The sequence below is a fragment of the Desulfopila sp. IMCC35006 genome (genome assembly GCF_005116645.1).
In the GTDB taxonomy this organism is placed as follows: domain Bacteria; phylum Desulfobacterota; class Desulfobulbia; order Desulfobulbales; family Desulfocapsaceae; genus Desulforhopalus_A.
Map to the genome: position 1 here is coordinate 83,685 of NZ_SWCM01000002.1, position 23,054 is coordinate 106,738.

Annotated in this window: 19 protein-coding genes and 1 tRNA gene; 12 read left to right on the forward strand and 8 right to left on the reverse strand. The window is 48.0% G+C overall.

From position 1 onward, the window contains the following. Positions 1-30: 30 nt before the first annotated feature. From FCL47_RS04310 to cutA, 3 genes are all read right to left on the reverse strand, one after another. On the reverse strand, positions 31-2,079 hold the full coding sequence (locus FCL47_RS04310) for a DNA topoisomerase IV subunit A (protein ID WP_136812249.1): 2,049 nt from the start codon (positions 2,077-2,079) through the stop codon (positions 31-33). A 59-nt stretch (positions 2,080-2,138) separates the two neighbouring features. Further along, on the reverse strand, positions 2,139-3,974 hold the full coding sequence (locus FCL47_RS04315; RefSeq protein WP_136812250.1) for a DNA topoisomerase IV subunit B: 1,836 nt from the start codon (positions 3,972-3,974) through the stop codon (positions 2,139-2,141). 319 nt (positions 3,975-4,293) lie between these two features. Beyond that, entirely contained in the window at positions 4,294-4,614 is a 321-nt protein-coding gene (cutA, locus tag FCL47_RS04325; protein ID WP_167496358.1) for a divalent-cation tolerance protein CutA, read from the reverse strand. Positions 4,615-4,888: 274 nt separating this feature from the next. Here cutA and FCL47_RS04330 point away from each other — a divergent pair, with 274 nt between their 5' ends. From FCL47_RS04330 to FCL47_RS04340, 3 genes are all read left to right on the forward strand, one after another. Further along, entirely contained in the window at positions 4,889-5,689 is an 801-nt protein-coding gene (locus tag FCL47_RS04330; protein ID WP_136812253.1) for a type III pantothenate kinase, read from the forward strand. After that, positions 5,686-6,609 (forward strand): LD-carboxypeptidase, encoded by a 924-nt coding sequence (locus tag FCL47_RS04335; protein ID WP_136812254.1) that lies wholly within the window; start codon positions 5,686-5,688, stop codon positions 6,607-6,609. The genes FCL47_RS04330 and FCL47_RS04335 overlap by 4 nt, the downstream gene beginning before the upstream one ends. Before the next feature lie 234 nt (positions 6,610-6,843). Next, complete coding sequence (locus tag FCL47_RS04340) at positions 6,844-7,305, forward strand: SH3 domain-containing protein (RefSeq protein ID WP_136812255.1); 462 nt, start codon at positions 6,844-6,846, stop codon at positions 7,303-7,305. A 5-nt stretch (positions 7,306-7,310) separates the two neighbouring features. Here FCL47_RS04340 and FCL47_RS04345 read toward each other — a convergent pair whose 3' ends face one another. Further along, a complete protein-coding gene (locus tag FCL47_RS04345) occupies positions 7,311-10,292 on the reverse strand; it encodes a DEAD/DEAH box helicase (protein WP_136812256.1) in 2,982 nt (993 codons plus the stop codon). A gap of 118 nt (positions 10,293-10,410) precedes the next feature. Here FCL47_RS04345 and FCL47_RS04350 point away from each other — a divergent pair, with 118 nt between their 5' ends. The 5 genes from FCL47_RS04350 to FCL47_RS04370 all read left to right on the forward strand — a co-directional run bounded on the left by FCL47_RS04350 (position 10,411) and on the right by FCL47_RS04370 (position 14,499). Then, complete coding sequence (locus FCL47_RS04350; protein ID WP_240744134.1) at positions 10,411-12,174, forward strand: prephenate dehydratase domain-containing protein; 1,764 nt, start codon at positions 10,411-10,413, stop codon at positions 12,172-12,174. A 121-nt stretch (positions 12,175-12,295) separates the two neighbouring features. Continuing rightward, positions 12,296-12,943, forward strand: coding sequence for a zinc ribbon domain-containing protein (locus tag FCL47_RS04355; RefSeq protein ID WP_136812257.1), 648 nt, complete (start codon positions 12,296-12,298; stop codon positions 12,941-12,943). 71 nt (positions 12,944-13,014) lie between these two features. Next, positions 13,015-13,091 (forward strand) — tRNA-His (locus tag FCL47_RS04360). A 69-nt stretch (positions 13,092-13,160) separates the two neighbouring features. Further along, positions 13,161-13,988, forward strand: a complete 828-nt coding sequence (locus FCL47_RS04365) for an alpha/beta hydrolase (protein WP_167496359.1) — start codon at positions 13,161-13,163, stop codon at positions 13,986-13,988. Between the two features lie 13 nt (positions 13,989-14,001). Next, on the forward strand, positions 14,002-14,499 hold the full coding sequence (locus FCL47_RS04370) for a dCMP deaminase family protein (RefSeq protein ID WP_136812259.1): 498 nt from the start codon (positions 14,002-14,004) through the stop codon (positions 14,497-14,499). A 98-nt stretch (positions 14,500-14,597) separates the two neighbouring features. On the opposite strand, the gene FCL47_RS04375 is transcribed toward FCL47_RS04370, so the two are convergent. The 4 genes from FCL47_RS04375 to FCL47_RS04390 all read right to left on the reverse strand — a co-directional run bounded on the left by FCL47_RS04375 (position 14,598) and on the right by FCL47_RS04390 (position 19,226). After that, entirely contained in the window at positions 14,598-14,966 is a 369-nt protein-coding gene (locus FCL47_RS04375) for a hypothetical protein (protein ID WP_240744135.1), read from the reverse strand. Continuing rightward, positions 14,963-16,708, reverse strand: a complete 1,746-nt coding sequence (locus FCL47_RS04380; protein WP_136812260.1) for a DUF3352 domain-containing protein — start codon at positions 16,706-16,708, stop codon at positions 14,963-14,965. The genes FCL47_RS04375 and FCL47_RS04380 overlap by 4 nt, the downstream gene beginning before the upstream one ends. A 175-nt stretch (positions 16,709-16,883) precedes the next feature. After that, the gene (locus FCL47_RS04385) at positions 16,884-18,416 is read right to left on the reverse strand and encodes a YifB family Mg chelatase-like AAA ATPase (RefSeq protein WP_136812261.1); all 1,533 of its coding nucleotides are present in this window, start codon (positions 18,414-18,416) and stop codon (positions 16,884-16,886) included. Positions 18,417-18,431: 15 nt separating this feature from the next. Next, a complete protein-coding gene (locus FCL47_RS04390) occupies positions 18,432-19,226 on the reverse strand; it encodes a tRNA1(Val) (adenine(37)-N6)-methyltransferase (protein ID WP_167496360.1) in 795 nt (264 codons plus the stop codon). 442 nt (positions 19,227-19,668) lie between these two features. On the opposite strand from FCL47_RS04390, the gene queD reads away from it, so the two are divergent. The 4 genes from queD to FCL47_RS04410 all read left to right on the forward strand — a co-directional run bounded on the left by queD (position 19,669) and on the right by FCL47_RS04410 (position 23,032). Continuing rightward, positions 19,669-20,064: a 6-carboxytetrahydropterin synthase QueD gene (gene queD / locus FCL47_RS04395; protein ID WP_136812263.1), complete on the forward strand. Its 396-nt coding sequence runs from the start codon at positions 19,669-19,671 to the stop codon at positions 20,062-20,064. Next, the gene (locus tag FCL47_RS04400) at positions 20,064-21,341 is read left to right on the forward strand and encodes a nucleotide sugar dehydrogenase (protein ID WP_136812264.1); all 1,278 of its coding nucleotides are present in this window, start codon (positions 20,064-20,066) and stop codon (positions 21,339-21,341) included. The genes queD and FCL47_RS04400 overlap by 1 nt, the downstream gene beginning before the upstream one ends. A 72-nt stretch (positions 21,342-21,413) precedes the next feature. Beyond that, positions 21,414-22,439, forward strand: a complete 1,026-nt coding sequence (locus tag FCL47_RS04405) for a molybdopterin-binding protein (protein ID WP_136812265.1) — start codon at positions 21,414-21,416, stop codon at positions 22,437-22,439. Positions 22,440-22,579: 140 nt separating this feature from the next. Next, positions 22,580-23,032: a hypothetical protein gene (locus tag FCL47_RS04410; protein WP_205747224.1), complete on the forward strand. Its 453-nt coding sequence runs from the start codon at positions 22,580-22,582 to the stop codon at positions 23,030-23,032. Positions 23,033-23,054 lie beyond the last annotated feature (22 nt).

Here is a 23,054-nt window from a genome sequence, read left to right on the forward strand (position 1 = left end):
CATTCATTTGTTATATTGAGGTTCGCTTCTCTATTCGTTCGTTTCTTCCTTGTCCTCTGGCAGGCCTGGCTCACCCGCAGGCTCATTTTTTTTAAGGACGCTATCAAGCCCTGGCAGGGGGAGGTTCTGTTTTACCGGCTCGATATTTATGCCTGAAGATTGAGAAACTCTCCGGACCACACGCGTGGATACCCTCTTCCCTTTGGCTGCCGCATTTTTAATGAGATAGTCATCGAAGGCAATTTCCAGACTGTTGATTCGAGCCCTTGATGAAGGCATCAGGTTGATTTTGGCAAAATTACCTTTGCCGAATGTCAAGAGCAGAATTCTTGATCTTTTATGTTCGGGAAAAAGTCGGTACTCTTTTTCCAGGATGAAGCTTGGTGTTTCAAAACGTTTGACGTACGCGAAATTTTCTGCCCCATCCCGGTAGATAAGGTTGAAAATAGTCTTTTCCTCTAAAATGCCAAACCACTCGAGTTCTTGTCCGACATACAATTTTTCCGTGACCGGAATAATTTTATAGAGCCCGTTGCTGAAAATGAGAAAAAGTCGGTCGTATTCCGAGCAGGTTACGCTCAGATCTTCTTTGGGGTCCTCCTCTTCTTTTATCTGGGTGCCCATGAAACCAGATTGACGATGATACAGGACGTGGAGATTGGAAAGAGCGACTTTGCGGAAGCTCACCTCTGAGAAACTGGTAATTTCAGTCAGTCTCGGATATTCGTGACCATATTTTTCGAGGAGTTTGTCGAGAAACGAAATAGTAAAGCCAACCATATCTTTTAACGAATTACGAATGTCCTTCATGTTCTTTCGTATTTCGTTGATTTCTTTCTGCTGCTTATTGATATCAAAGCGGGAAATTCGCTTAATCCTGATCTCCAGCAGTCTTTCGATATCTTCTCGAGTGACCGGTCGGATAAGCTTGTCTTTATAGGCAAGAAGCGATGTTTCTACACTCTGCAGGACAGCTTTATAGCTTGTTTCCTCTTCGATATTTTTATACAGCCGTTCCTCAATAAAAATTTGTTCGAGCAGCTTGGCGTGCAGTTTATCTTCATTTCTGGCAAGGTCAATTTCCAATTCTCGCTGCAGATCGGCCTTTAATTTCACCGTGTTCGATCTGATAACCTCGGTGACTGTCGTAGTTTCCGGGGTTGTGCCGTTGATCAGCGTCAGATTCGGGGTAATCGGGACTTCACAGTCGGTAAAGGCGTACAGCGCTTTTATCGTTTCACTGGCATACACTCCCCTGGCCAGCTTTATTTCTATCTCGACGTTTTCCGCTGTGTAGTCGTTAATGGAGATAATTTTTATTTTGCCGGCTTTGGCGGCTTTCTCAATCGAATCGGTGAGGGATTGAGTGGTCGTGGTATAAGGGATTTCCTTTATAACGATAGTTTTCTCGTTGAGTTCGTCTATTCTGGCGCGACATCGAATTTTTCCGTTGCCGTCGTCGTAATTACTGACGTCGACCAACCCTTTTTGCGGAAAATCGGGGTAGAGAACAAACTCCTCCCCGCGGAGAATTTTCTTCTGCGCCTCGAGAAGTTCGCAGAAGTTATGGGGCAGGATTTTTGTCGCCATGCCCACTGCGATACCCTCTGCGCCCATGAGCAGCAACAGGGGGAGTTTTGCCGGCAGGGTTACCGGTTCCTGCATTCTTCCGTCGTAGGACTCGACAAATTCGGTAAGATCTTTGTTGAAAAGAATTTCCTTGGCGAGCGGTGAAAGCCTGCATTCGATATATCGAGCAGCCGATGCCCGGTCTCCGGTGTAAATATTTCCGAAATTCCCCTGCCTTTCGATCAGAAATCCCTTGTTGGCGAGATTGACAAGAGCGGCAAATATCGATTGATCGCCATGGGGGTGCAGCTTCATCGTCTCCCCCACCAGGTTGGCCACCTTGTGAAAGCGGCCATCTTCCATATTAAACAGCGTCTGCAGGATGCGCCTTTGTACCGGCTTCAGGCCGTCTTCAACGGAAGGGATAGCTCTTTCGCGAATGACATATGAGGTGTATTCAAGAAAATTCTTGTCGAACAGCTGATGAAGTTTACCGAGATTTGTGTCCATGTTTGTTACGGGATAAATGAGACTCTGTTTTATCGGAGAGGGATATCGACACGTTGAGGCTAGTTTTCAATGACCAGGTTTTCCATAATGTACTGACGGCGCATCGGCGTGTTTTTGCCCATATAAAACGAAAGGACCTTGGCGACTTCACTTAACGAGTCCAGGGTAACGCTCTTTAAGCGAATATCGGGGCCGATAAATTGCTTGAATTCTTTGGGGGAGATCTCCCCCAATCCTTTGAAACGGGTGGTTTCTACCACGGATCCTTTATTGCCTGGTCCGCTGAGCTTTTTTGTGGCAGCTATCTTTTCCTGTTCAGAATAGCAGTAGATTGTTTCCTGCTTGTTTCTGACTCGAAAGATGGGAGTTTCCAGAATAAAGATATGGCCGAGTTTAACGAGGGGCTCAAAGTAGTGCAGGAAAAAAGTGAGCAGCAAGTTTCTGATGTGTAAACCATCAACATCCGCATCTGTTGCCAGTATGACCTTGTCGAACCTGAGATCGGAGATAGAGTCTTCGATGTTGAGGGCCCGCATCAGGGCATACATTTCTTCATTTTTATAAAGCGTGGTCATTTTTTGGCCAAAGACGTTCAGGGGTTTCCCTTTTAAAGAAAATACCGCCTGGGTAAACGGGTCTCTGGAGGAGATTATGGAACCGGCTGCTGATTGCCCCTCGGTGATAAACACCATGTTTTCCTGGTCTTCCGCTGAGGGCTTTGTTCTTGAAGGGTGATGTTTGCAGTCTTTTAACTGATCAATTTTAAAAGCAATTTTTTTTGCATTGGCACGAGCTTCGGTGCGGACACTCTGTAGTTCCTTCCGCACCTTTTCATTGCGAAGGATTTTATCGATCAACATCTGTGCCGAGTCAGTGTCTTTGTACAGGGCGCTGGAAACGGCGTCTTTGACCCGGTTGACAATCCACGACCGCACCTCTGTGTTGCCAAGCTTATTTTTGGTTTGTGACTCGAAAACAGGATCTTTTATTTTAATGGCCAGGGTGCCGACGATACCATCGCGAACATCAGTATTGACGAATTTTTTACCGGAAAACTCATTGATCCCCTTCAGAATCCCCTCTCTGAACGCCGAAAGATGGGTGCCGCCTTCATTGGTATACGTTCCGTTGACGAAGGTGTAATAGCAATCGCTAAACGAATCTGTATGGGAAAAGGCAAATTCGAGTGTCGGGTCCTGGTAGTAAATTGGCGGGTACAATTCCGCTCCGTCGAGTTCTTTGTCGAGCAGGTCGAGTAAACCTCGGGATGAGAAAAAGATTTTTTTATCGAGATATATTTTCAGTCCGGCATTGAGGTAGGCGTAGCGCCATAACCGGTTCTCGACAAAAGACAAATCAAACTTGAAATTGGGAAACATTTCACTGGATGGTGAAAAATCAATCTGAGTGCCATTTTTTTCTTCTGTGTCACCCTCATTTTGCTCAATGAGTTTTCCACTGTTAAAGATAGCAGAGGCAAATTTCCCATCACGATAGGAAGTTACAGTAAAAACATCAGAAAGTGCATTGACTGCCTTGGTGCCTACTCCGTTGAGGCCAACTGAGAATTGAAAGACATCGGTATTGTATTTAGCACCGGTGTTGATAGTCGACACACAATCGACTATTTTGCCCAGTGGAATCCCCCTGCCGAAGTCTCTTACCTGTACCGAGCCGTCTTCATGAATGGTGATGTTGATCCTCTTTCCTGCCCCCATTATGAATTCGTCAACAGCATTATCCACCACCTCTTTGAGAAGGATATAGATGCCGTCGCTTGGATTCGAGCCATCCCCCAGTCGACCGATATACATACCAGGGCGCTTCCTGATATGCTCCAGAGAGCTGAGTGTTTTTATTTTGCTTTCATCGTAAGTGTGTGTAGATACATTCATTCTCGGGCAACCCATGACCTTGAAAAGATTAATAATAACAAGGTATAATATTGTATTTCGGGGGAATACGCAACAGTGATATACGGCTGTTTCGGGTGGGTGTTGTCCAGAAACGGCTACATCATGCGGATACGTTCACAGTCCGGACATATCCAGGTTGGGCCATTACTGATGCCCCATTTACTTTCTTCAAAACAGTCTTTGCAAATCATAAAACCACAGGGACAACTATAGCAGAATTCCTGTTTTTTTTTGCAGCAATGACAAACATATTCGCCTATTTTCCGTCTTCTGTATCCCCCTGCTTTGTGTTGTCCGGTCATGGTTGCACTTCCTCATGAACCCATTGGGAATATTCCGGGCTGGAATGATCTATTTCCTGGACAATTATTTCCGGCAGCTCATAGGGGTGTTCCTGGTATAAAAGATCTTTGACCTTTTCGGTGCATGATGCTGTCGTTTTGAGGCTTAAGGAAAATTCGGTCGCAGAGGTTGTCACTTTTTTCCACCGGTACAGACTGGTAATTGGCCCTGATATCTGGGCGCAGGCAATCAGTTGACGGTCAAGGAGCAACTCGGCAATGCGCTCTGCATCTGCTTTATTTTCAAGGGTTGTGGAGATGATAATTATTTTCTTCATAGTCATTCAAGAGATATAATATATTGATAATATACAATTATATTAGCTGTAGCCGTCGGCCCGTCGCAGCGGCCGCCGGCAACAAGTGCAAAGAGAATTCTGCGTATCGTCTGAGAACTCTTTTCTTTTACTGCCTATTATAATATCTTGTCCGGCAATGCAAAATTATTTCAAGGGAAGCCTGAGATCAGGAACTGCAAGGGGCATTACGAAAAATTCCTGTTTCCTCCCGTTTACCGGGAGCTGCTGCATAATTTTTATCAAAAGGTGCATTATGTATCTGGTGGTTGATATTGGCAACTCGCATACCGTGACAGGCATGTACGAAGACAATGAACTCATCGGTCAGTGGCGTTTGAACTCGAACGCCAAGAGTACCGCGGATGAACTGGCTATTCGATATCAGACCCTGTTTGCCATGGCTGGCATAAAAAAAGAAAAAATCAAAGGTATAATTATTGCGAGTGTTGTGCCAATATTACAGTCCGCATGGGTCAGTTGCTGCAAAAAACATTTTTCCGACCACCTGAAACATGAAATATTTGTCGTTAAAGTCGATAAAATTAAAGATCTTATTACGGTATTGCTCAACAATCCTGCCGAAGTTGGCGCAGATCGGCTGGTGAACGCTATTGCTGCCTGGAATCTCAATAAATGTAAACAGGTGGTCATAGATTTCGGCACAGCCATCACCTTTGATTGTGTGACGGAAAGATGCGAATATCTGGGGGGGGCGATCCTTCCCGGCATTGCAATTTCACTGGAAGCCCTTGCCAATAAAACAGCCAATCTGCCTCATATTGACGTTTCGGATCCGCCACCCTCCATCATAGGGAAATCGACTGTCCAGGCAATGAAAAGCGGTATTCTTTATGGCTATGGCGGGATGATTGACGGGCTGGTGCAAGGCATTAAAAAAGAGATGATTTCAACGCCAAAAGAAGAATTCAAAGTTGTTGCCACCGGGGGTATGGCGCAGTTAATTGCTCCTTATGCAACCTCAATCGATCTTATAGAACCGATGTTGACGCTTCAGGGGCTGCAGATCATCTACAATCGGGTTGTACAACGATGAGGGCTCCGCTTTACCCGCCACCTTTGAAAAAAGGTGATACCGTCGGCATTATCGCCCCTGCCGGGCAACTGCAGGACAAGAGTCGATTTATGCAAGGGGTGGCGATTCTTCAGGAAATGGGCTTTGCGGTGAAATACCCTCCGCAATTATGGCCGGGGCCTGGATATCTGGCCGACAGCGACGATAAGCGTGGTTTTGAATTTAATCACCTGGTGGAAGATCCAGAAATCAATGGACTTATTTGCCTGCGGGGTGGGTATGGCTGTCTGCGTATGCTGGAGAAGATCGATCTTGACCTGCTTACCCGCAACCCGAAAATAGTGGCAGGCTTTTCCGATATCACTCTCCTGCAGAATTTTTTGCATCAGCAGATCGGTCTCGTCTCTTTACACGGGCCCGTTGTTACCTCCCTTGCCGGCGCCACAGAAGACAGTCTGGCAGTTTTTTATGATTGTCTGACCAGTATCAAGCCGCCGAGGATGGTGTACAATCAGGTTGAAGTGTTGCGTCACGGAGCGACTGTTACCGCACCGCTGATAGGCGGTAATCTCGCAAGCCTGGTAACACTTCTTGGAACCCCTTATGATTTTTCATGGGATGATAAAATTGTTTTTCTGGAAGATATCAACGAACCGGCATACAAGGTCGATCGGATGCTTACGCAGTTATACCTGGCTCGGAAACTGGAAAAAATCGCCGGGTTGATTCTGGGAGATTTTTCAACCTCGGCATGTTGTAATGAGATAGAAAAAATCCGCTATCGCAACGCGATATGGGACCGTATTCTCGAACTCTGTCCTGTTCATTCTATACCAGTCTGGGGGGATTTTCCGTCAGGACATTGTGCCCGCAACCTGACTTTTCCTCTTGGCGCGATGGCAGAGATGGACAGCGGGGTACGCAGTCTGTTCTTCCAGTAATGATGGCGTCCTAAAAAGCCAATATTGGTGATGGGGCAGCAAAGGCACTTCTGCCTGGCGCATGCCGGCGCAGGTACAGAGGTTTTGCACCGGCATCAAGAATCAAAGAGCAAAACTGTCCAGCTTGGCAGGATATGTTGTTTGACTTGAGCGGCTATTAATGCTATAAAAAAAGGGCTGGTCCTTCAATCATGTAACATCCTCATTCATTTAGATAAAAAAAGAAAAAATCATATGTTTGTCGAAAAGAAAAAACTATTGAAAATATTCTTAACTCTTGGCTGTACCTGTTTACTGACCACCTCTCCGGTTTTTGCTGCAGATTATCTGTCTATCACAACCGACAATGCTAATGTCAGAACTGGTCCAGGTACGGATTATCCCGCCTCGATGGAACTTTTTCAGGGGTACCCTCTCAAGGTGACGGAAAAAAAAGGCGACTGGTATAAGGTCACTGATTTTGAAAATGATACCGGCTGGGTACATGACAGTATTGTCAAAAAAGCCGATACCGTGATAGTCAACGCCAAAGAGAGCATCAATATGCGCTCCGGTCCATCGACCAAGGATGCGGTCGTTGCCGACGTTGAGCGGGGTGTCGTGCTGACCAAATTAGCGGAAGAAGGCCAATGGACCAAAGTGCGCCATAGCAGTGGGACAACTGGTTACGTCTATACGCCTTTACTGTGGCCGTAAGCAGGCTATAAATTCGGTGTGGTGGGGTTTGCCTGTCCGCTGAGCTGCAAAATTTTTTCTATCGCCGTATCAAGAGCAAGGGGCAGACGCACAATCTGCTTCGCTTTATTGGCAAAGAGCAGAAACCCTTGTTCTAATGCGTAGTAGAGAATATCTCTGGTTATTTCGACATCCTTTTTGCAATAGTGCTGGATCAGGTCTATCCTCCCCTCTTTGTACCATGCAAGGGCCTGGAGGCCGTCCGCCGTTTTTTGCGTACCGAGGGTCTGTTCGGCGAGGCGGTTGAGGCTGAGTCTATATCCAAGATAATTGTGGATTTCTTCGAGGATATCGAGGGTAGGCAGTCGAGCAAGATTAACACTGGTGTAGGCTGACAACACCTGGTTGTCAAAGCGTTTATTGTTAAACCCAATAACCAGTTCAAAGCTCAGGAGATGGTCAATCAGTTTATCGACTTCGTGTTCGAGGTAGCTGACAAAATCGTTTATGGCCGAATCGTAAACTACCGCGACAGAAACGCCCATTTTATGACTATTGCCCCACCCACCGACCTCATCCGCGGAACGAATAGTTTCCAGGTCAAAAACGCCAAATTTTAGCGGTAATGCATCAAGCCCCTTGCGTTGTGACGTTGTCTTCTGCAGGAGATGATCAAAATTCATTGGCAAGGGAGTACTGCCTGGTAGCGTTTTGATGCTTTGATTTCTTTTTTCTGTTGCCTGTGCGCTCAAAATCTGGGCTAGCAGAAAAAGACAGGCCTTTTTGTCGATCGGTCGATTACCCGAGCCGCATTTTGGCGAATGCACGCAGGAAGGACAGCCGGTATTGCAGGCGCAGGAGGTAATCGTCTGTTCGGTCTGAGTGAGCAGGCTGTCGATTTTCCGAAATGCCTCCCTGGCCAGCCCCACCCCACCCGGATAACCGTCATAAACAAACACCGAGGCCATTTCGGTCTGGTCGTGCAGGGGACATGAGATCCCGCCGATATCGTTTCGGTCGCAGAGGACCAGTAAAGGAAAAAGAGCGATCATTGCATGTTCCATGGCATGAATGGCGCCCATGAAATGGTATTTTTCCTGCTCGAGCACGCCGACTATGCGCTGGGGGATGTCGACCCATATGCTTTCGGTTTCAATGATTTGTTCCGGTAAATCGAGCGTTGTCGTCGAGATCAATTTCTGGGTCACGCTATGGCGTTTCTGGTAACCGGTCACTTTTTCCGTTACCCGCACCCGGCCAAAAGATACCTGAACGCCAAAACTATTTTTACGTTCAAGTACTTCAAGGATTTCTGTGCGTTTCTCGGTCATCGGTCTGGTGAAAAATTTTGGGGTCTCTTTCTGGACGATGACTTCATGTGCGAGAAGATCGAAAGTGTTGACCAGCCAGGTCGTGGCCCGATGAAGATACACCGCGCCCGGATGACACTCCTTCATACCCCGCACGGTATCAATCTCCCCTACTATTTCACCGTTTTCCATGTCGATTATCGACATTTGCTTTCCGCCACCACGTAGGCTGATGTGTCTCTGGGGGTATTTCCTGGCAGAAATCCATCGCCCGCCTGTGGCCGTCTCCAGCAGGGACCCAATTCTGGATAATACATCAACTCTTGATTGTATGATGTTGTTATTAAGTAATAATTCATCTTTCAGTAAAGGCTCTTCTGCCGCGCAACAGAGAAGATGCTGATCCATGATGGAGGGGTTTTCCGGATTCAATACGGCCGACTCCGGAGACCTGGCAAAAAAGTCCTCCGGCTGCCGCATGAAGTATTGGTCCAGGGCATCTTCTTGAGCGATCAGAATAATCGCCGACTTGCGTAGACTTCTGCCGACCCGGCCTCCACGCTGCCAGGTGGCCATAATCGAGCCGGGATATCCGACCAGTATGCAGAGATCCAGATCGCCGATGTCAATGCCCAGTTCCAGGGCAGAGGTGGTAATCACCCCGAGCAGTTCGCCGGAAAAAAGCTGCTGCTCTATTTCCCGTCGCTCCTCCGGTAAAAAACCGGCCCGATAGGCGCTGAGCTTTGTCGAGAGGTTGCCGAGGCGGGGAGCTGTCCAGAGATTGATCAGCTCGGTCATTTTTCTTGACTGGGTATAGACTATGGTTCGAAGACCGCGCTTCACCGCGGCCTCCAGCAACTGGCTTGCCGTATAGGCGGCACTGTCCCAGGGGTTGAGGAAAAGCATGTTCTTTTCTGCCTGAGGAGCGCCTGACTCGCTGATGACATCCACCGGCTTATTGATCAGCAACTCCCCCAATTCCTTCGGATTACCGATGGTTGCCGAAAGAAGAATAAAGGTGGGGGTTGCACCATACAAGGCGGCAGTCCGCTGCAGACGGCGAAGCACCCAGGCCATATGGCTGCCGAGCACGCCGCGATAGCTGTGCACTTCATCTATCACAATATAGCGAAGCCTGCTGAAAAACTCAGCCCAGCTTTGATGATAGGGCAACATCGACAGGTGAATCATTTCCGGATTGGTCAGCAGAACTCGCGGCGGCTTATCACGGATTTTTCGTCGAGTGTAACTGCTGGTATCGCCGTCGAAGAGACCGGATGCAAAGGGATATCGCTGTTGTATTGCTGCAGGTAGCTTCTGGAATAATGCTTCCAGTACATTCTGCTGGTCGCGGGCCAGCGCTTTTAAGGGAAATATGTAAAGGGAGTGTCCGGGATCATCCTGCAGCAGGTCGTGTAATACCGGCAAATTGTACACCATGCTTTTCCCGGAGGCGGTGGGCGTTGCTACAAGGACATCGTTGCCGGCCAGGATAGAACAGATGGCCTGGTGCTGGTGGCTGTACAGCCTGGTGATTCCAGCCTGTTCGAGGCTCTTTCGAAGAACCGGAGCCAGTGGAGGGAAATCAGCAGCATATTGGGCAGCTGATGCAGCAAAGGCTCGATGACAGACGACCTGCGGCCCAAACTTCGGTGAACTTTTTAAAGACGATAGGTATTCAGTAACGTCGGAAATCATAGAGAACCCAAGGCGGGTGTACCCCCAATTGGGTAGTTATATATGTTGCGTAAAGAGCCTAGAATGTATAATTTGCACATCGCGTCAAGTTTTTTGCAGTATCAGGTGGGCTCTTTGGTTGCAGAATACCATAATTCCACCCGAACAACCGTCAATAAGTAAACAGACATCGATACGAATAGTTATGCCTTCCATTGCCACCTTAGGTCCCTTTGGTTCAGACAGTTACCAGGCTTCCTGTCAATATGCACCCAATGCTGAGTTGATCCTTTTTAATCGGATTGCCGATATTTTCAACGCATTCCGCGAAGGCAGAGTGCAGTATGCGTTGATTCCGGTTTATAACACGCGAGAGGGTGAGGTTAAAGAATATTTCCGGCTGATGGCCAAGATGGATGAGGGATATTGGATCGATAATGTGGTGTTGCCCATTCATCTCTCCCTGGCAGTCCTGCCCGTGAGCCCAAGAGATGGCCTGGCCATAACCACCATCGTCGGCAGAAGTTCTGTTTTCAGGCAGTGCGATGAATTCATTGAACAACATTACCCGGATGCCACCTTGATGGCGGTGCCTGATATTGAAGCGGCGATGACGGCCATCGGTCTTGAAAAAAAACGGGGATACGCCGTTATCGAATCGGAGGAGCTGGTTAAAAAACATGGTCTTCAGCTTGTGGCCCGGGAGGTTGTGTCGCACAATCGGACCAGATTTGCAATTATCGGCAGAACGCCAGCGCCTGTTTCCGGCTATGATGCAACCGCTATCATTACTCGTCCGCTGCGGGATAGAGTGGGAATGCTTGCCGATATTTTAGGAGAATTCACCCGGCGAGGGATTAATATTCTCGATCTGCAGTCGGAAAACGATGTCCAGACACAAAAATTGCGCATATATGTCGAGGTTGAGGGGCATATTGACAATCCTCTTTTGAAAAATGCCCTCGACACCATTGAGTCGACGGTTATTCAGGAGGAAGACGCCCTCAAGGTTCTTGGCTCTTTTCCCCGGGTCGACATGCGGGTGAAAAAGATTAAAGCGTTTGGTTTTATCGGTAGCGGCGATATGAGTAAGTGGTTTGCCGGTCGGTTAGAGAACGAGGGGTATAAGGCACTTGTTACCGGACGCAATACTCCTCTAAAACCGGAAACAATGATAGATGCAGTGGATGTCGTTTTAGTGTGCGTACCTATCTCGGTCACTGTTTCAGTCATCAAAACCTATGGTCCTCTTCTGAAAGACGGTCAGGCGTTGATTATTCTCGCCGGGGAATCGGAGAATACCCTCGCTGCGGCTCTGGAATCGACGACACAGGGGGTGGAGGTCATGTTTGTCCACAATCTCTGGGGACCTCAGGCACTCACCATGAAAGACAAAAATGCCACGGTTGTCCGGACCCACAGGAGCGGAAGTTTTTGCAGTGAGTTCGAAGCATTTTTATATAAACACGGCGCAGATATCAACCATGACAGTGCTAAAAAGCACGACTTGCTCATGGGAGTCAGCCAGAAGCTTCCAACGACGGTATCGGTGGCCCTGGCGATGACCTTGAGAGAACATCGGATTGATTGTAACGATATTAACAGTCATTCCACTTTAACCTCTTTGTACGGTATCCTGGCTATGGCCCGGATTCACAATCAGAATCCGCGTACTTATGCCGAAATAATGGCAACCGCAGGCGATGGTAGAAAAATCGTGCGCAGTTTTGCCGACAACATCATTCATCTGATCGATCTGGCGGAACAAGGCGAAATTGACGAGCTTTCGGCAATAATGGCCGCCAATAAAGCGATCATGCCGCAGACTTTTTTGCAGTCCCGCATGAAACAGGCAAAGGCCGTAGATGAGGTGATGAGTCAGCCAAGTATGAAATACGCCTGAAATAATTTTCACTTTTTAGTATCGTACCAGATGTGTTGTTAATGTAACTGCAAGACTGTCGGGACAGTGTCCCCTTCGAACTGCCGCCTGAGACGGTTTCAATCTCTAAAGGAGAAGTTGTATGTTTCAAGATTTGAGTTTTCTGGACGAGGTGAAAATCTGTCCGCATTGCCAACAAACCATGTCCCTATGTGAAGCGCCGCCCATCCATGTCGGTGATGGGCTTGGTTGGGGTTCAGATGTTCTGTTTATCTGTTTAAATGATAGCTGCCCGTTGTTTCTGAAAGGATGGCAGCAGATTGAAAATCAATATGGCCACCATGCGTCGTACAGATACATGGAGGTTCCCGGCAGCCCGGAGGGGAACTGCATGATGGTCGGTAATGCCGATGCCTTTAAGGCATGCATTGTTGATAGAGAAGAACTGAAGAATCAAAATGCGCGCTACCGTCAGGAAAAAGAAGCTACTCAAAAATTGAAAAGCTGCATCGCCGATCACAACCTTGAGCCGGTCATGGCCCTTTTGCTCAACGAAGGGGCAACAAGAAGCGTCCGCGATACGGCGGCAGGATACCTGGTAGAACTTAACGACCTGGCCTGTATCGATCCGTTGCGGAACCATACCTTCAGGGATACTGCTCTTGAGCAGAAAGTGAATATGGCAATAACTGAGTTGCTGAAAATCAATTTCAAGAAAGAGTGCCCGCATTGCCTGGAAATTATCAAAGCCCAGGCCAAGAAATGTATGCACTGCAAAGAAGATCTGTGATGATTTTACTCTTGCAAATCTTACTCTGAGTGAGTATATAACACAGGCTTTTTAGCACAACGCACTTTGTGGTGGGCGTAGCTCAATTGGTCAGAGCACCTGGTTGTGACCCAGGAGGCTGGGGGTTCAAGTCCCCTCGCTCACCCCATAGATAATAAAACGGGTTTCAGGATCATTCTGACACCCGTTTTTTTCTTTCAACTCCTGCTCTATGCCAATGGTTGCTTATAGTAAAATAGATCAACCGGAAATTCTTGCCCTGTTGTTCCCGCCGTTGAACAGTGCCCCCACTCCCTGCCCTGCCGGTGCTGAAGATATCAGTTTTGCCATAGGGAAGGATAATGAGGTAACCTGCAGATTTTATTGTACTGATCTGCAGGCGCCGGTACTCTTTTATTATCCTGCCGCAAACGAGTCAAACGAGTCGTTTGATATCATTGCCGAACGATACGGCAAGCGGGGAATAAATGTCTTTCGTGCACAATATCGCGTTTGTGGCGAAAATAACGGCTCCCCTTCTGTCGCCGCAATGTATGCCACTGCAGAAAAACTGTTCCCTCTTGCCGTTGACTGGATGCGGAGCAAAGGATATACCGGCGCTCTTTTTGTCATGGGTGAGTCACTTGGGTCCATCTGTGCCATAGACACTGTTGCGAGAAATGGCGAGGCTGTCAAAGGGATGATCATCGAGAGCGGCATATGCGGGACCTCATCCTTTCTGCAATCGATTGGCGTAAGTGAAAAACAGGCTGATATCGCAGAAGATGAAGGGTTTGACAATGTACAGAAAATAGAAAAAATAAAAGTACCAACCCTAATCTTTCACGGCGCAAAAGACAGCCTGGTGGCGGTTGCCGAGGCGGAAAATCTCCAGGCCGCAAGCGGGGCGAGAAACAAGCAGTTCTTTGTCATTCCCGGAGCGGAGCATCACAATGTAGGGAAGACGGGGGGGGACTTATTCATCCAGGCTATCAAGCAGTTTACCGATACGGTGTGCGGGGTGAACACCTGGCGGCAGAAGAGAAAATCCTATAAGCGCACGTAAAAGGCAACTTTGCATGAAAAGACTCAATTACCTCTCCTGGGATGAATATTTTATGGCAGTCGCCCTTCTTTCCGCCCAGAGAAGCAAAGATCCAAACACTCAGGTCGGCGCATGTGTTGCCAACGCGCAAAATAAAATTGTTGGCGTCGGTTACAATGGATTTCCTCTGGGATGCTCCGATGATGAATTGCCGTGGGATAGACAGGGCCACTACCTCGACACCAAATATCCCTACGTTTGTCATGCGGAACTGAATGCAGTCTTAAACTCAATTTCCACCGACCTTAGAAACTGCCGGATCTATGTCGGGCTCTTTCCCTGTAATGAATGCACCAAAGTGATTATTCAGGCTGGCATCGGAGAAATTATTTATCTTTCGGATAAATATAAAGATTCCGACCAGGTTAAGGCGTCAAAGAGAATGCTGGATTTGTCGCCGCATATCAGCTACAGGCAACTCACGACAAAACTTGACAGTCTGCTTATCAGTTTTGTCACTCCCGAGCTTTAATACCTTGCCCCGGAAAATCCTTATACCGCTTTTTTAGTATCCTCATGGGGCATTAAAAAGAAGCCCAGCTTGTTCCCGTCTGCTCCCTCATTGATTTCTCACTTAATCCTCTTGAGAGTGGTTACCTTGCTTTTCAGCGTGCTGGTATCAGGCTGTTTAGCCGTTTTTTGCCGGCCAAAATCGACCGCTTTGACAAAGCGTTCCTCCCCGCCCATCGTGAAAATTTCTTTGCCGGTGAGTTGATCAGTTCGCAGGGTCCATGTCATTTTCTGTAATGGTATCGAGAGCATGGTCAGATGTATATGCCACCATTCATCCCTTCGGCTTGTGTCTCTTTCTATATCATCGACGTGTGCATAGGCGAGGATTTGCGGTTTTTTGGCTGCAATAAGGATAATATCACCGGTATCTGTGGTATCTTTAAAGGGAATCAACTGCTTGAGTTCCTCGACAAATTTTTGCATCATTTGGTCCTTTGGCTTACGGGTCCGGTGGTTTTAGTCGTTATCGAATCGATGATAACCATGTCAGGGGTAAAGTAACTCCGGGTACAGCTTTTGCCATACATTCTTGTTCCCTCAAGGAGAGGGTTTATTATCTCATCGATAACGGCCCTGACTTTGAAGGCGGTCTCCCTGTCTTCAAGTGTCATGGTCATAGCTACAAGATTCAAGCCTTTCTGAAGAACAGTAATGAGTTCATCGTTATTCATAAAGGTAATGGAATTATTTTTTTCAGAAAGACCCGGATTAATTGCTTTTACGGCGGCACTATCCAGCAGCGATAGATCGTCTATTTTTCTTTGAACGATCGAATGTAATAAATTGGAACTGTTACCGAAAAAAAGCAAATCGCCCCAAAAACCGTAGAGTGGTTTCAGCCCATCCTGGGGCGAAGCTGTCCAGTACACGTAGCGAACAGGTCCATATGTTGCCTCACTTATGGGAATATGGAATGCATCGGTAATTTTTTCCAGTACAGCTTTCAGTTCCGGAGCATTCTTGACCCGCACAAAAGCCATGCCCAGCGGAAAAGAAAAGAAGGTATTTTTGGGCCCCGGCTCCAGGATTATACTCGCCTCTTCGCCAAGTAGTGCAACGAACTCACTGGCATCTTTCCCGGTGATGTCCTGCATGACGGACCAAAATTTTTCAAGCTGCGGATCGGTCTTTCTGCTCTTGGCAAAATAATCGAAAAAATATTTAAACTCGATAGTGTTCGACCAGTAATAAGCCATTGGATTTGCAGTGCTCAGAGACAACATGGAGCTCCGGACCGGTATTGCGTCGATATGATTCCTAACCACCTTGTTTACTTCACTGCTTTTATATTGCACCAGCACTTTGCCAACGATTTTCTTTTTTTTATTCCAGCTGCCATACCCCAAATTGGCGAATCCAACGGTGGTTTTCAATTCTTTCAGCAAGATATCCTTGCCGGGAAAAGCAAGATCGGTCGTTTGCCTGATAATGTACTTTCGCACATCTTCAATCGGCAGATAAAAAAACCGTTCGGGCATGACAAATTTTTTTCTGATTTTTATAAAATCCGCCTTTTTCCCCAAGGCCGGGACATCCCCATCATAAGTGTCTATACAGCGTCGCAGCAGTTTTTCATTCGCACTCATCACGAATATTCCATCGATAATGACGATTGACAGAATGTTTTCATGCATCTGCAGTCGCTGAATGTGGTGTCTGCCATATTGCGCACTGGATATTGAATATGTCTGCACGTACCGGGCATAGCTTTCGGTAAAAAATTGCAGTGTTTCTGCACTATGGTTTGGTTTGGCGACAAATACAGCGTTATTTTTTATATAGTCCGTGAAATCGGCAGACTGTTGCCGATCTGTGGTAGGAAGAAAAGCAAGAGCGAATTTTTTTCCAAAAACTTCATGGAGTAATTTGTTGTTTCTGGCTCCTGCGGATAAGGCGAGCAGGTCAGTCAGGGCAGAGCGGACGGGCTCGGTCAGGCCAATTTTTTTGCTGGTCTGCAGCAAGTCAATGGAGTCCAGTTTTTTCCCGATCGGAGATTTGATGAAATCTTTCAGGACCCTTGAACCATTACGCTGTTCAACATACAGGAGGGCGTTATCGGGTATAAATCGGGCCATATCTCTGAAACTATCGGTTTGAATGCCATTGACCAGTGGATATAAAACCACTAGAACCATAGCCAGAAACCCTGCAATTGCATTGCTTTTCATAGAGGTGTCGCAGATCTAAAGGGACATGATCCCGTTAAGCGGTCAATAATCCGGGATTCTTTGTAATACTCGATTGAGGAGTGCCCTTTCTTATGTGCTCTTTTTTGGGGGGTAAGTACCTTGTAGAGATGGGTATGCGACGGCAGCGTAAAAGTTGACATGGCGAGAACGAACATTAACATTGATGGGAATTTCTGCAGAATTGCACCGCTTCGGCCACATGTGGCTGCAGCACAGCATCTGAATCGGCCATGTCGGCGATGGTCCGGGCCATCTTGAGGATTCGGTGATAGGCCCTGGCCGATAGACCCAGTCGGCTGACACTTTTCTCGAGAAGATCCGATGACTTCCGGTCGAGCAGACAATATTTGGCAATGGCGGTGCTGTTCATCTGACTGTTACAATAGACCCCCGATTCCCTGGCAAATCTGCGCTCCTGGATTGCCCGGGTCCGATCGACCCGTTCCTTGATCATATGTGAGCTTTCTCCGCGGCTGGTGTCGCTCATTTCCTGGAAGTTGAGAGCTGCTACTTCAAGATGTAGATCTATTCTGTCCAGCAGCGGTCCGGATATTTTGCCGGTGTATCGTCTGATGTCTCTTTCGGTACATGTACAGCGGTTGCGGCTGTCGCCAAGAAAACCGCAGGGGCAAGGATTCATTGCCGTAATCAGCATGAAACGCGCGGGAAAGGTCAGGGTCATATTGGCTCTGGCGATGGTTACTTCGCCATCTTCGATCGGCTGTCGCAGGACCTCGAGGACATGTTTTTTAAATTCAGGCAACTCATCCAGAAAAAGAACCCCGTTATGGGCCAGAGAAACCTCCCCCGGCTGAGGAACACTGCCGCCTCCAATCAGCCCGGCATCGGATATGGTGTGATGCGGGGCACGAAAGGGTCGGGTCGTCAGCAGAAGATTTTTTTCGGAAACTTTTCCTGCAACACTGTATATTTTTGTCGTCTCCAGCACTTCCTCAAGACTCATTTCCGGCAGGATCGTCGGAAAACGCCTGGCGAGCATGGTTTTTCCGGAGCCTGGCGGCCCGGTCAATAGAATGTTGTGTCCGCCTGATGCGGCTATCTCCAGTGCTCTCTTGACGTGTTGCTGCCCTTTAATATCGGAAAAATCTATTCCGCCTGGAGCCGGGGCGGAGATTTCCGGTAAGGCGGTCACGATCATGGGGGTTGCCACCTCCATGCCAGCCAGAAACTCAACTGCCTGCTGCAGGGAGGCAACGGGGATTATATCGATTCCATCAGGGACGATCCGGGCCTCGTCGCTGTTTTCACTGGGGATGATTATGCCGCTGAGCCCCTGTGCTCTGGCTGCCAGGATCATTGGCAGCAGGCCGTTTACCCTGTGTACGCCACCGTCTAATGAGAGTTCGCCGATGACACAGTACTTGCCCACCCTTTTTCGCGCGAAAATCTCAGTCGCTTCCAGAATGCCAATGGCAATAGGCAGATCAAAGCCGGCGCCTTCCTTGCGGATATCGGCCGGGGCGAGATTCACGGTGATTTTTCGGGCGGGAAACTGGTAGCCACAATTTTTTATGGCAGCTTTAACCCTGTCCTTGCTTTCACGAACGGTACTGTCGGGAAGGCCGACGGTCGAAAACATCGGCAGGCCGGCAGCGACATCGACTTCAACCTGAATCAGCCAACCTTCAATACCAAGGACAGAACAGCTTATTATTTTCGCAAGCATGGGTCGTTGCAGCGGTTAATAATCATCTTTTAACGGTACCTCTTGGTTGGTCTGATAATACTTCTGCATTTCCGGGGTAAACTCGCCGTTTTTTTCACAATAGACATAGAGGGGCGGCAGGACCTCGGCTCCTCTCCCCCCATTTTTGCAGCACCGGAGCATTACCAGACGAGCCGGGTCGAGTGTCTGGGGATAGCTATAGATAAATTGTATCTTTTTGACCTCGAGCCGATACTTTTCAGCAAGAGTAATACATTCACCGACGCCCTCTGCCGGATATATAAAATAGACCTCTCCCCCATTTTTGACCGCAAACGCGGCGGCGCGCAGAAAATTCTGCAGACTCGCCAGAATCTGGTGCCGCGCCGTCTGGGCTTCTCGATTCTTGCTTAATCGTCCGGTAGTTGGCGCATAAAACGGAGGGTTACAGACAATCTTATCATAAGACTCGGCTAAAATGAAGGTATCGATTTCCTTAATATCGCCCTGGATGATCCTGCCAGATCCCTCAAATCTGTTGGCGCGTAGATTTTTTCCGGCAAGTTGAGCCAGTCCCTGCTGTACCTCTATTCCGGTAAGCTGCCGGATTCTGTCCTGCCATCGATATAACAGAATCATCCCGATGATACCGGACCCGGTCCCGAGATCGAGAATGGAATCCCCTCGCCTGATCTCGACAAAATGGGCGAGCAGTACCGAATCAATGGAAAAACGATAGCCTTTCTGATGCTGATAACAGATCAGCTCGCCACCAAAAAGCGTATCACGACTTAGATTGTCACATGGGAAAACATCTTGCAGTTCGATCAACAGGCCAATCCAGTTCTATACGGGGAGGGAAAGGAATTCATGATTTTTTTAGTTTCAAACCTCTGCACATTTTACCGATGCTCGGCAGATTTAGCAAATTAAATAGTTTCCCTCGTGAAACGAGTCATTTGGTTCTAAAGAGAGGTGTTCGATTATTCACTGCCGGTATATCATTGATATTACGTTGATTAAATTTTGAGAACAACGACGATTCAGGGAAAAATGGCCGTTCCAGGATGGCAACTCAATAGCTGACATATTTATCCGGACATTTTGGATAGTAATTCTGCAAACCTGAAAAACCTTATATTTGCACATAATCACGGTATATTTATAGATTTAAATAGTAGGTGATAAAACAACTGGAAAGTATTAAGTTTGCCGGAAAGTTTGCCGCCCAGCCGGATATTCATGTTTACAGTTATACAAAGAGGAGAGAGGTATGTTTGATATATTCATCGACACCCATTTTGCCGGAGCCCATCACTTGCGCGACTATCCAGGAGATTGCGAAAAGCCGCACGGACATAACTGGAAAGTCAAAGTAACAGCCCGGGCAACAGAGCTTGATCGATGTGGAATGGCAATCGACTTCAAAGTGTTAAAGAAAATAGTAAAAGAAGTAATCGACAAGCTGGACCACAATGACCTCAACACTCTGCCCTATTTCCAGGATAAAAACCCTTCATCCGAACATATCGCCAGGTTTATCTTCGATGAAGTAAGTGCCCTGCTGACCAACAAGAATCATTCTCTGCGTACCGTTACCGTACTGGAAACCGACACCCAGGGACTGACCTATTATGGCAATCAGGATCATGGAGGCGAGCTGCGATAATGCACGAACTGACCGATGTGAAACTGTGTATTATCGGGTTGGGATATGTCGGACTGCCTCTGGCTGTAGAGTTCAGTAAAAAATATCAGACCCTCGGCTTTGATTTGAAGACCAGTCGGGTCAACGAACTCCGCAGCGGTATCGACTCGACTCTGGAAGTCACCAGTGTGGAGCTGCAGGACGCGCAAAATCTTGACTATACCTCAGATGTCGCAGCAATTGCCGGCTGCAATGTGTTTATAGTTGCCGTTCCGACTCCGATTGATGCGGCAAAAAGACCTGATTTCAGGCCGCTGGAAGGGGCCTCGCGCACGGTTGCCCAGGTCCTGAAAGTCGGGGATGTCGTCATCTTCGAGTCGACGGTTTACCCCGGGGCCACCGAAGAGGTCTGCGTACCGCTTCTGGAACAGGGATCGGGCCTGAAATATAATAAGGACTTTTTCTGCGGCTATAGTCCGGAGAGGATCAATCCGGGGGACAAAAAACATCGATTGCCGTCAATCGTTAAAATAACCTCGGGCTCAACTCCGGTAGCCGCCGACTTTGTCAACAGCCTGTACAAATCTATCATCACCGCCGGCACCTTTCAGGCCAGTTCGATCAAGGTGGCGGAAGCGGCAAAGGTCATCGAAAATACCCAGCGAGACGTCAATATTGCCCTGATCAACGAACTGGCCTTAATATTTGATAAACTTGACATCAATACCCGCGAGGTGCTGGCCGCCGCCGGTACCAAATGGAACTTTCTGCCGTTTTCTCCCGGCCTTGTCGGTGGTCACTGCATTGGTGTTGATCCCTACTATCTGACGCATAAGGCCCAGGAAGTCGGCTACCATCCCAATATGATTCTCGCCGGCAGGCGCTTAAACGACAACATGGGCCACTATATTGCCTCAACCGTTATCAAGAAAATGGTCCAGAAAGGCATCGATACGGCCAACAGCCGGATCCTGGTCATGGGGCTTACCTTCAAAGAAAATTGCCCGGATCTGCGTAATACCAGAGTCACCGACATCATTTCCGAGTTTGCCGAATACGGCCTGGCAGTGGATGTATATGACCCGTGGGTAAGTGCTGACGAAGCGTTCCGTGAATATCAGATCAGGATGGTGGAGAAACTGCAGGAAAATACGTATAGCGGAATCGTTGTGGCTGTTGCCCACCACCAGTTTGCTGCGATGGATATCACCCAGTTGCGCAGTCTCTGCAGGGCTAAAGCCGTTATTTACGATGTGAAAAGCCTGTATCCAAGGGATCAGGTAGACGGCTGTCTCTAATTTGATCCCCGGTATACACGAAACAAAGAGTGGTTCGCAAGTCGCTCAATTGACAAATGAAGGTCATAGTACATGTTAAAATCAGTACCGGTTGAAGAATCCGTCGGCATGGTTCTTCCCCACGATATTACGGAAATTGTCAAGGATGTCAAAAAAGGCGCAGCCTTTAAAAAAGGACATATCATCCGTCCTGAAGACGTTGCGCATTTAAAACGTCTGGGAAAAGACAATATCTATGTTATTTCTCTCACCGCCGACGAAGTCCACGAGAACGAGGCAGCCGCCATACTTGCCCGTTGTCTTGCCGGCCGTGGGGTGGAATATGTCGATAATCCCCAGGAGGGGAAAATTGCCCTGACAGCCGCTTTGGACGGACTGCTGCGAATAAACAGACAGACCCTTTACCAGTTCAACATGCTGGGCGAAGTTATGTGTTCCACACTTCATGACAATACCCCGGTAAAAAAAGGTGAGACGGTGGCGGCGACCCGTCTTATCCCGCTTGTCAGCTCGCGTAAATTAATGGAACAAGCTGAGCAAATAGCACTTTCTTCTACCCGGATTGTTGAGGTCCTCCCCTTGAAAAAGGTCAAAATCGGATTGGTGATTACCGGTAACGAGGTCTTTTATGGTCGGATTGAGGATCGGTTTGAAGAGGTCCTGCAGGCGAAAGCCAAGGCCCTCGGTTCGGAAATCTTACTGGTGAGAAAGGCCCCGGACGATAAGATGGTTATTGCCCGTGAGATTGGCGATTGTATTGCCCAGGGCGCGGAGCTCATTGTCACAAGTGGCGGCATGTCGGTCGATCCCGACGATGTAACGCGCGAGGGTATACTGCAGGCCGGGGCGACAGAGGTCGCTTACGGCACCCCTGTATTGCCAGGGGCAATGTTCCTCAGCGGCATGATCGGGAAAATCCCTGTGCTTGGACTCCCGGCCTGTGGAATGTATCATAAGATCACGGTCTTTGATCTGGTGCTGCCAAGAATATTGACCGGGCAGAAAATCGGTCGAAAGGAGTTTGCCGAACTGGGGCATGGCGGTTTATGCCGGAATTGCAAAGTCTGCCAGTACCCGATTTGTAATTTCGGTAAATAGTCCGCAGTTCCTAGAGGGGGATAAGTACCTTGAGACAGAATATCTTCTTGCAATAAAAACGAGAAAATAATTTGTGAGGTACGCAAACATTGTCTCTGTCGTTAAAAAAAACATAACCAGTTCTTGTGTATCTGATCGTTATGAAGGATGCCACCACCGTCAAACCTCAGCCAGAAGATCAACCACCGAACCAACGACAAGAAGACGATGCGTTGGATTCAGGGAAATTGCACTGGTGGAAAAACTGGAAGGTCATGGTCCCCATCTGGGGGTTGATGACGGTTTTTATCTGGCTTGGGATACATTTCGGCATTGACGTCAAGGTTATTGCAGGCGGGGTATTTCTTTTCGGTCTCTTATCCAATGCGTTTGCCTGGTTACTTGGCATCATTGCAATTGTGCCGGTTATAGGCCCGCTGCTTGTTAAAGTCCTGTCTATTGGTTTTATCTGGCTGCTTAACGCCATAGGCTATTTTGTATCTTTTGTTGCTATTCGGCGGGGGTATTCCAAGGACGTATTGACCTATCGCGGCCTTACGGTGGCGCTCATCGTCGGTATCGTTATCGGCTATGTGCTGGGAAAATTGATTTGAAATTGTCAGCGAGCCCCGTCAG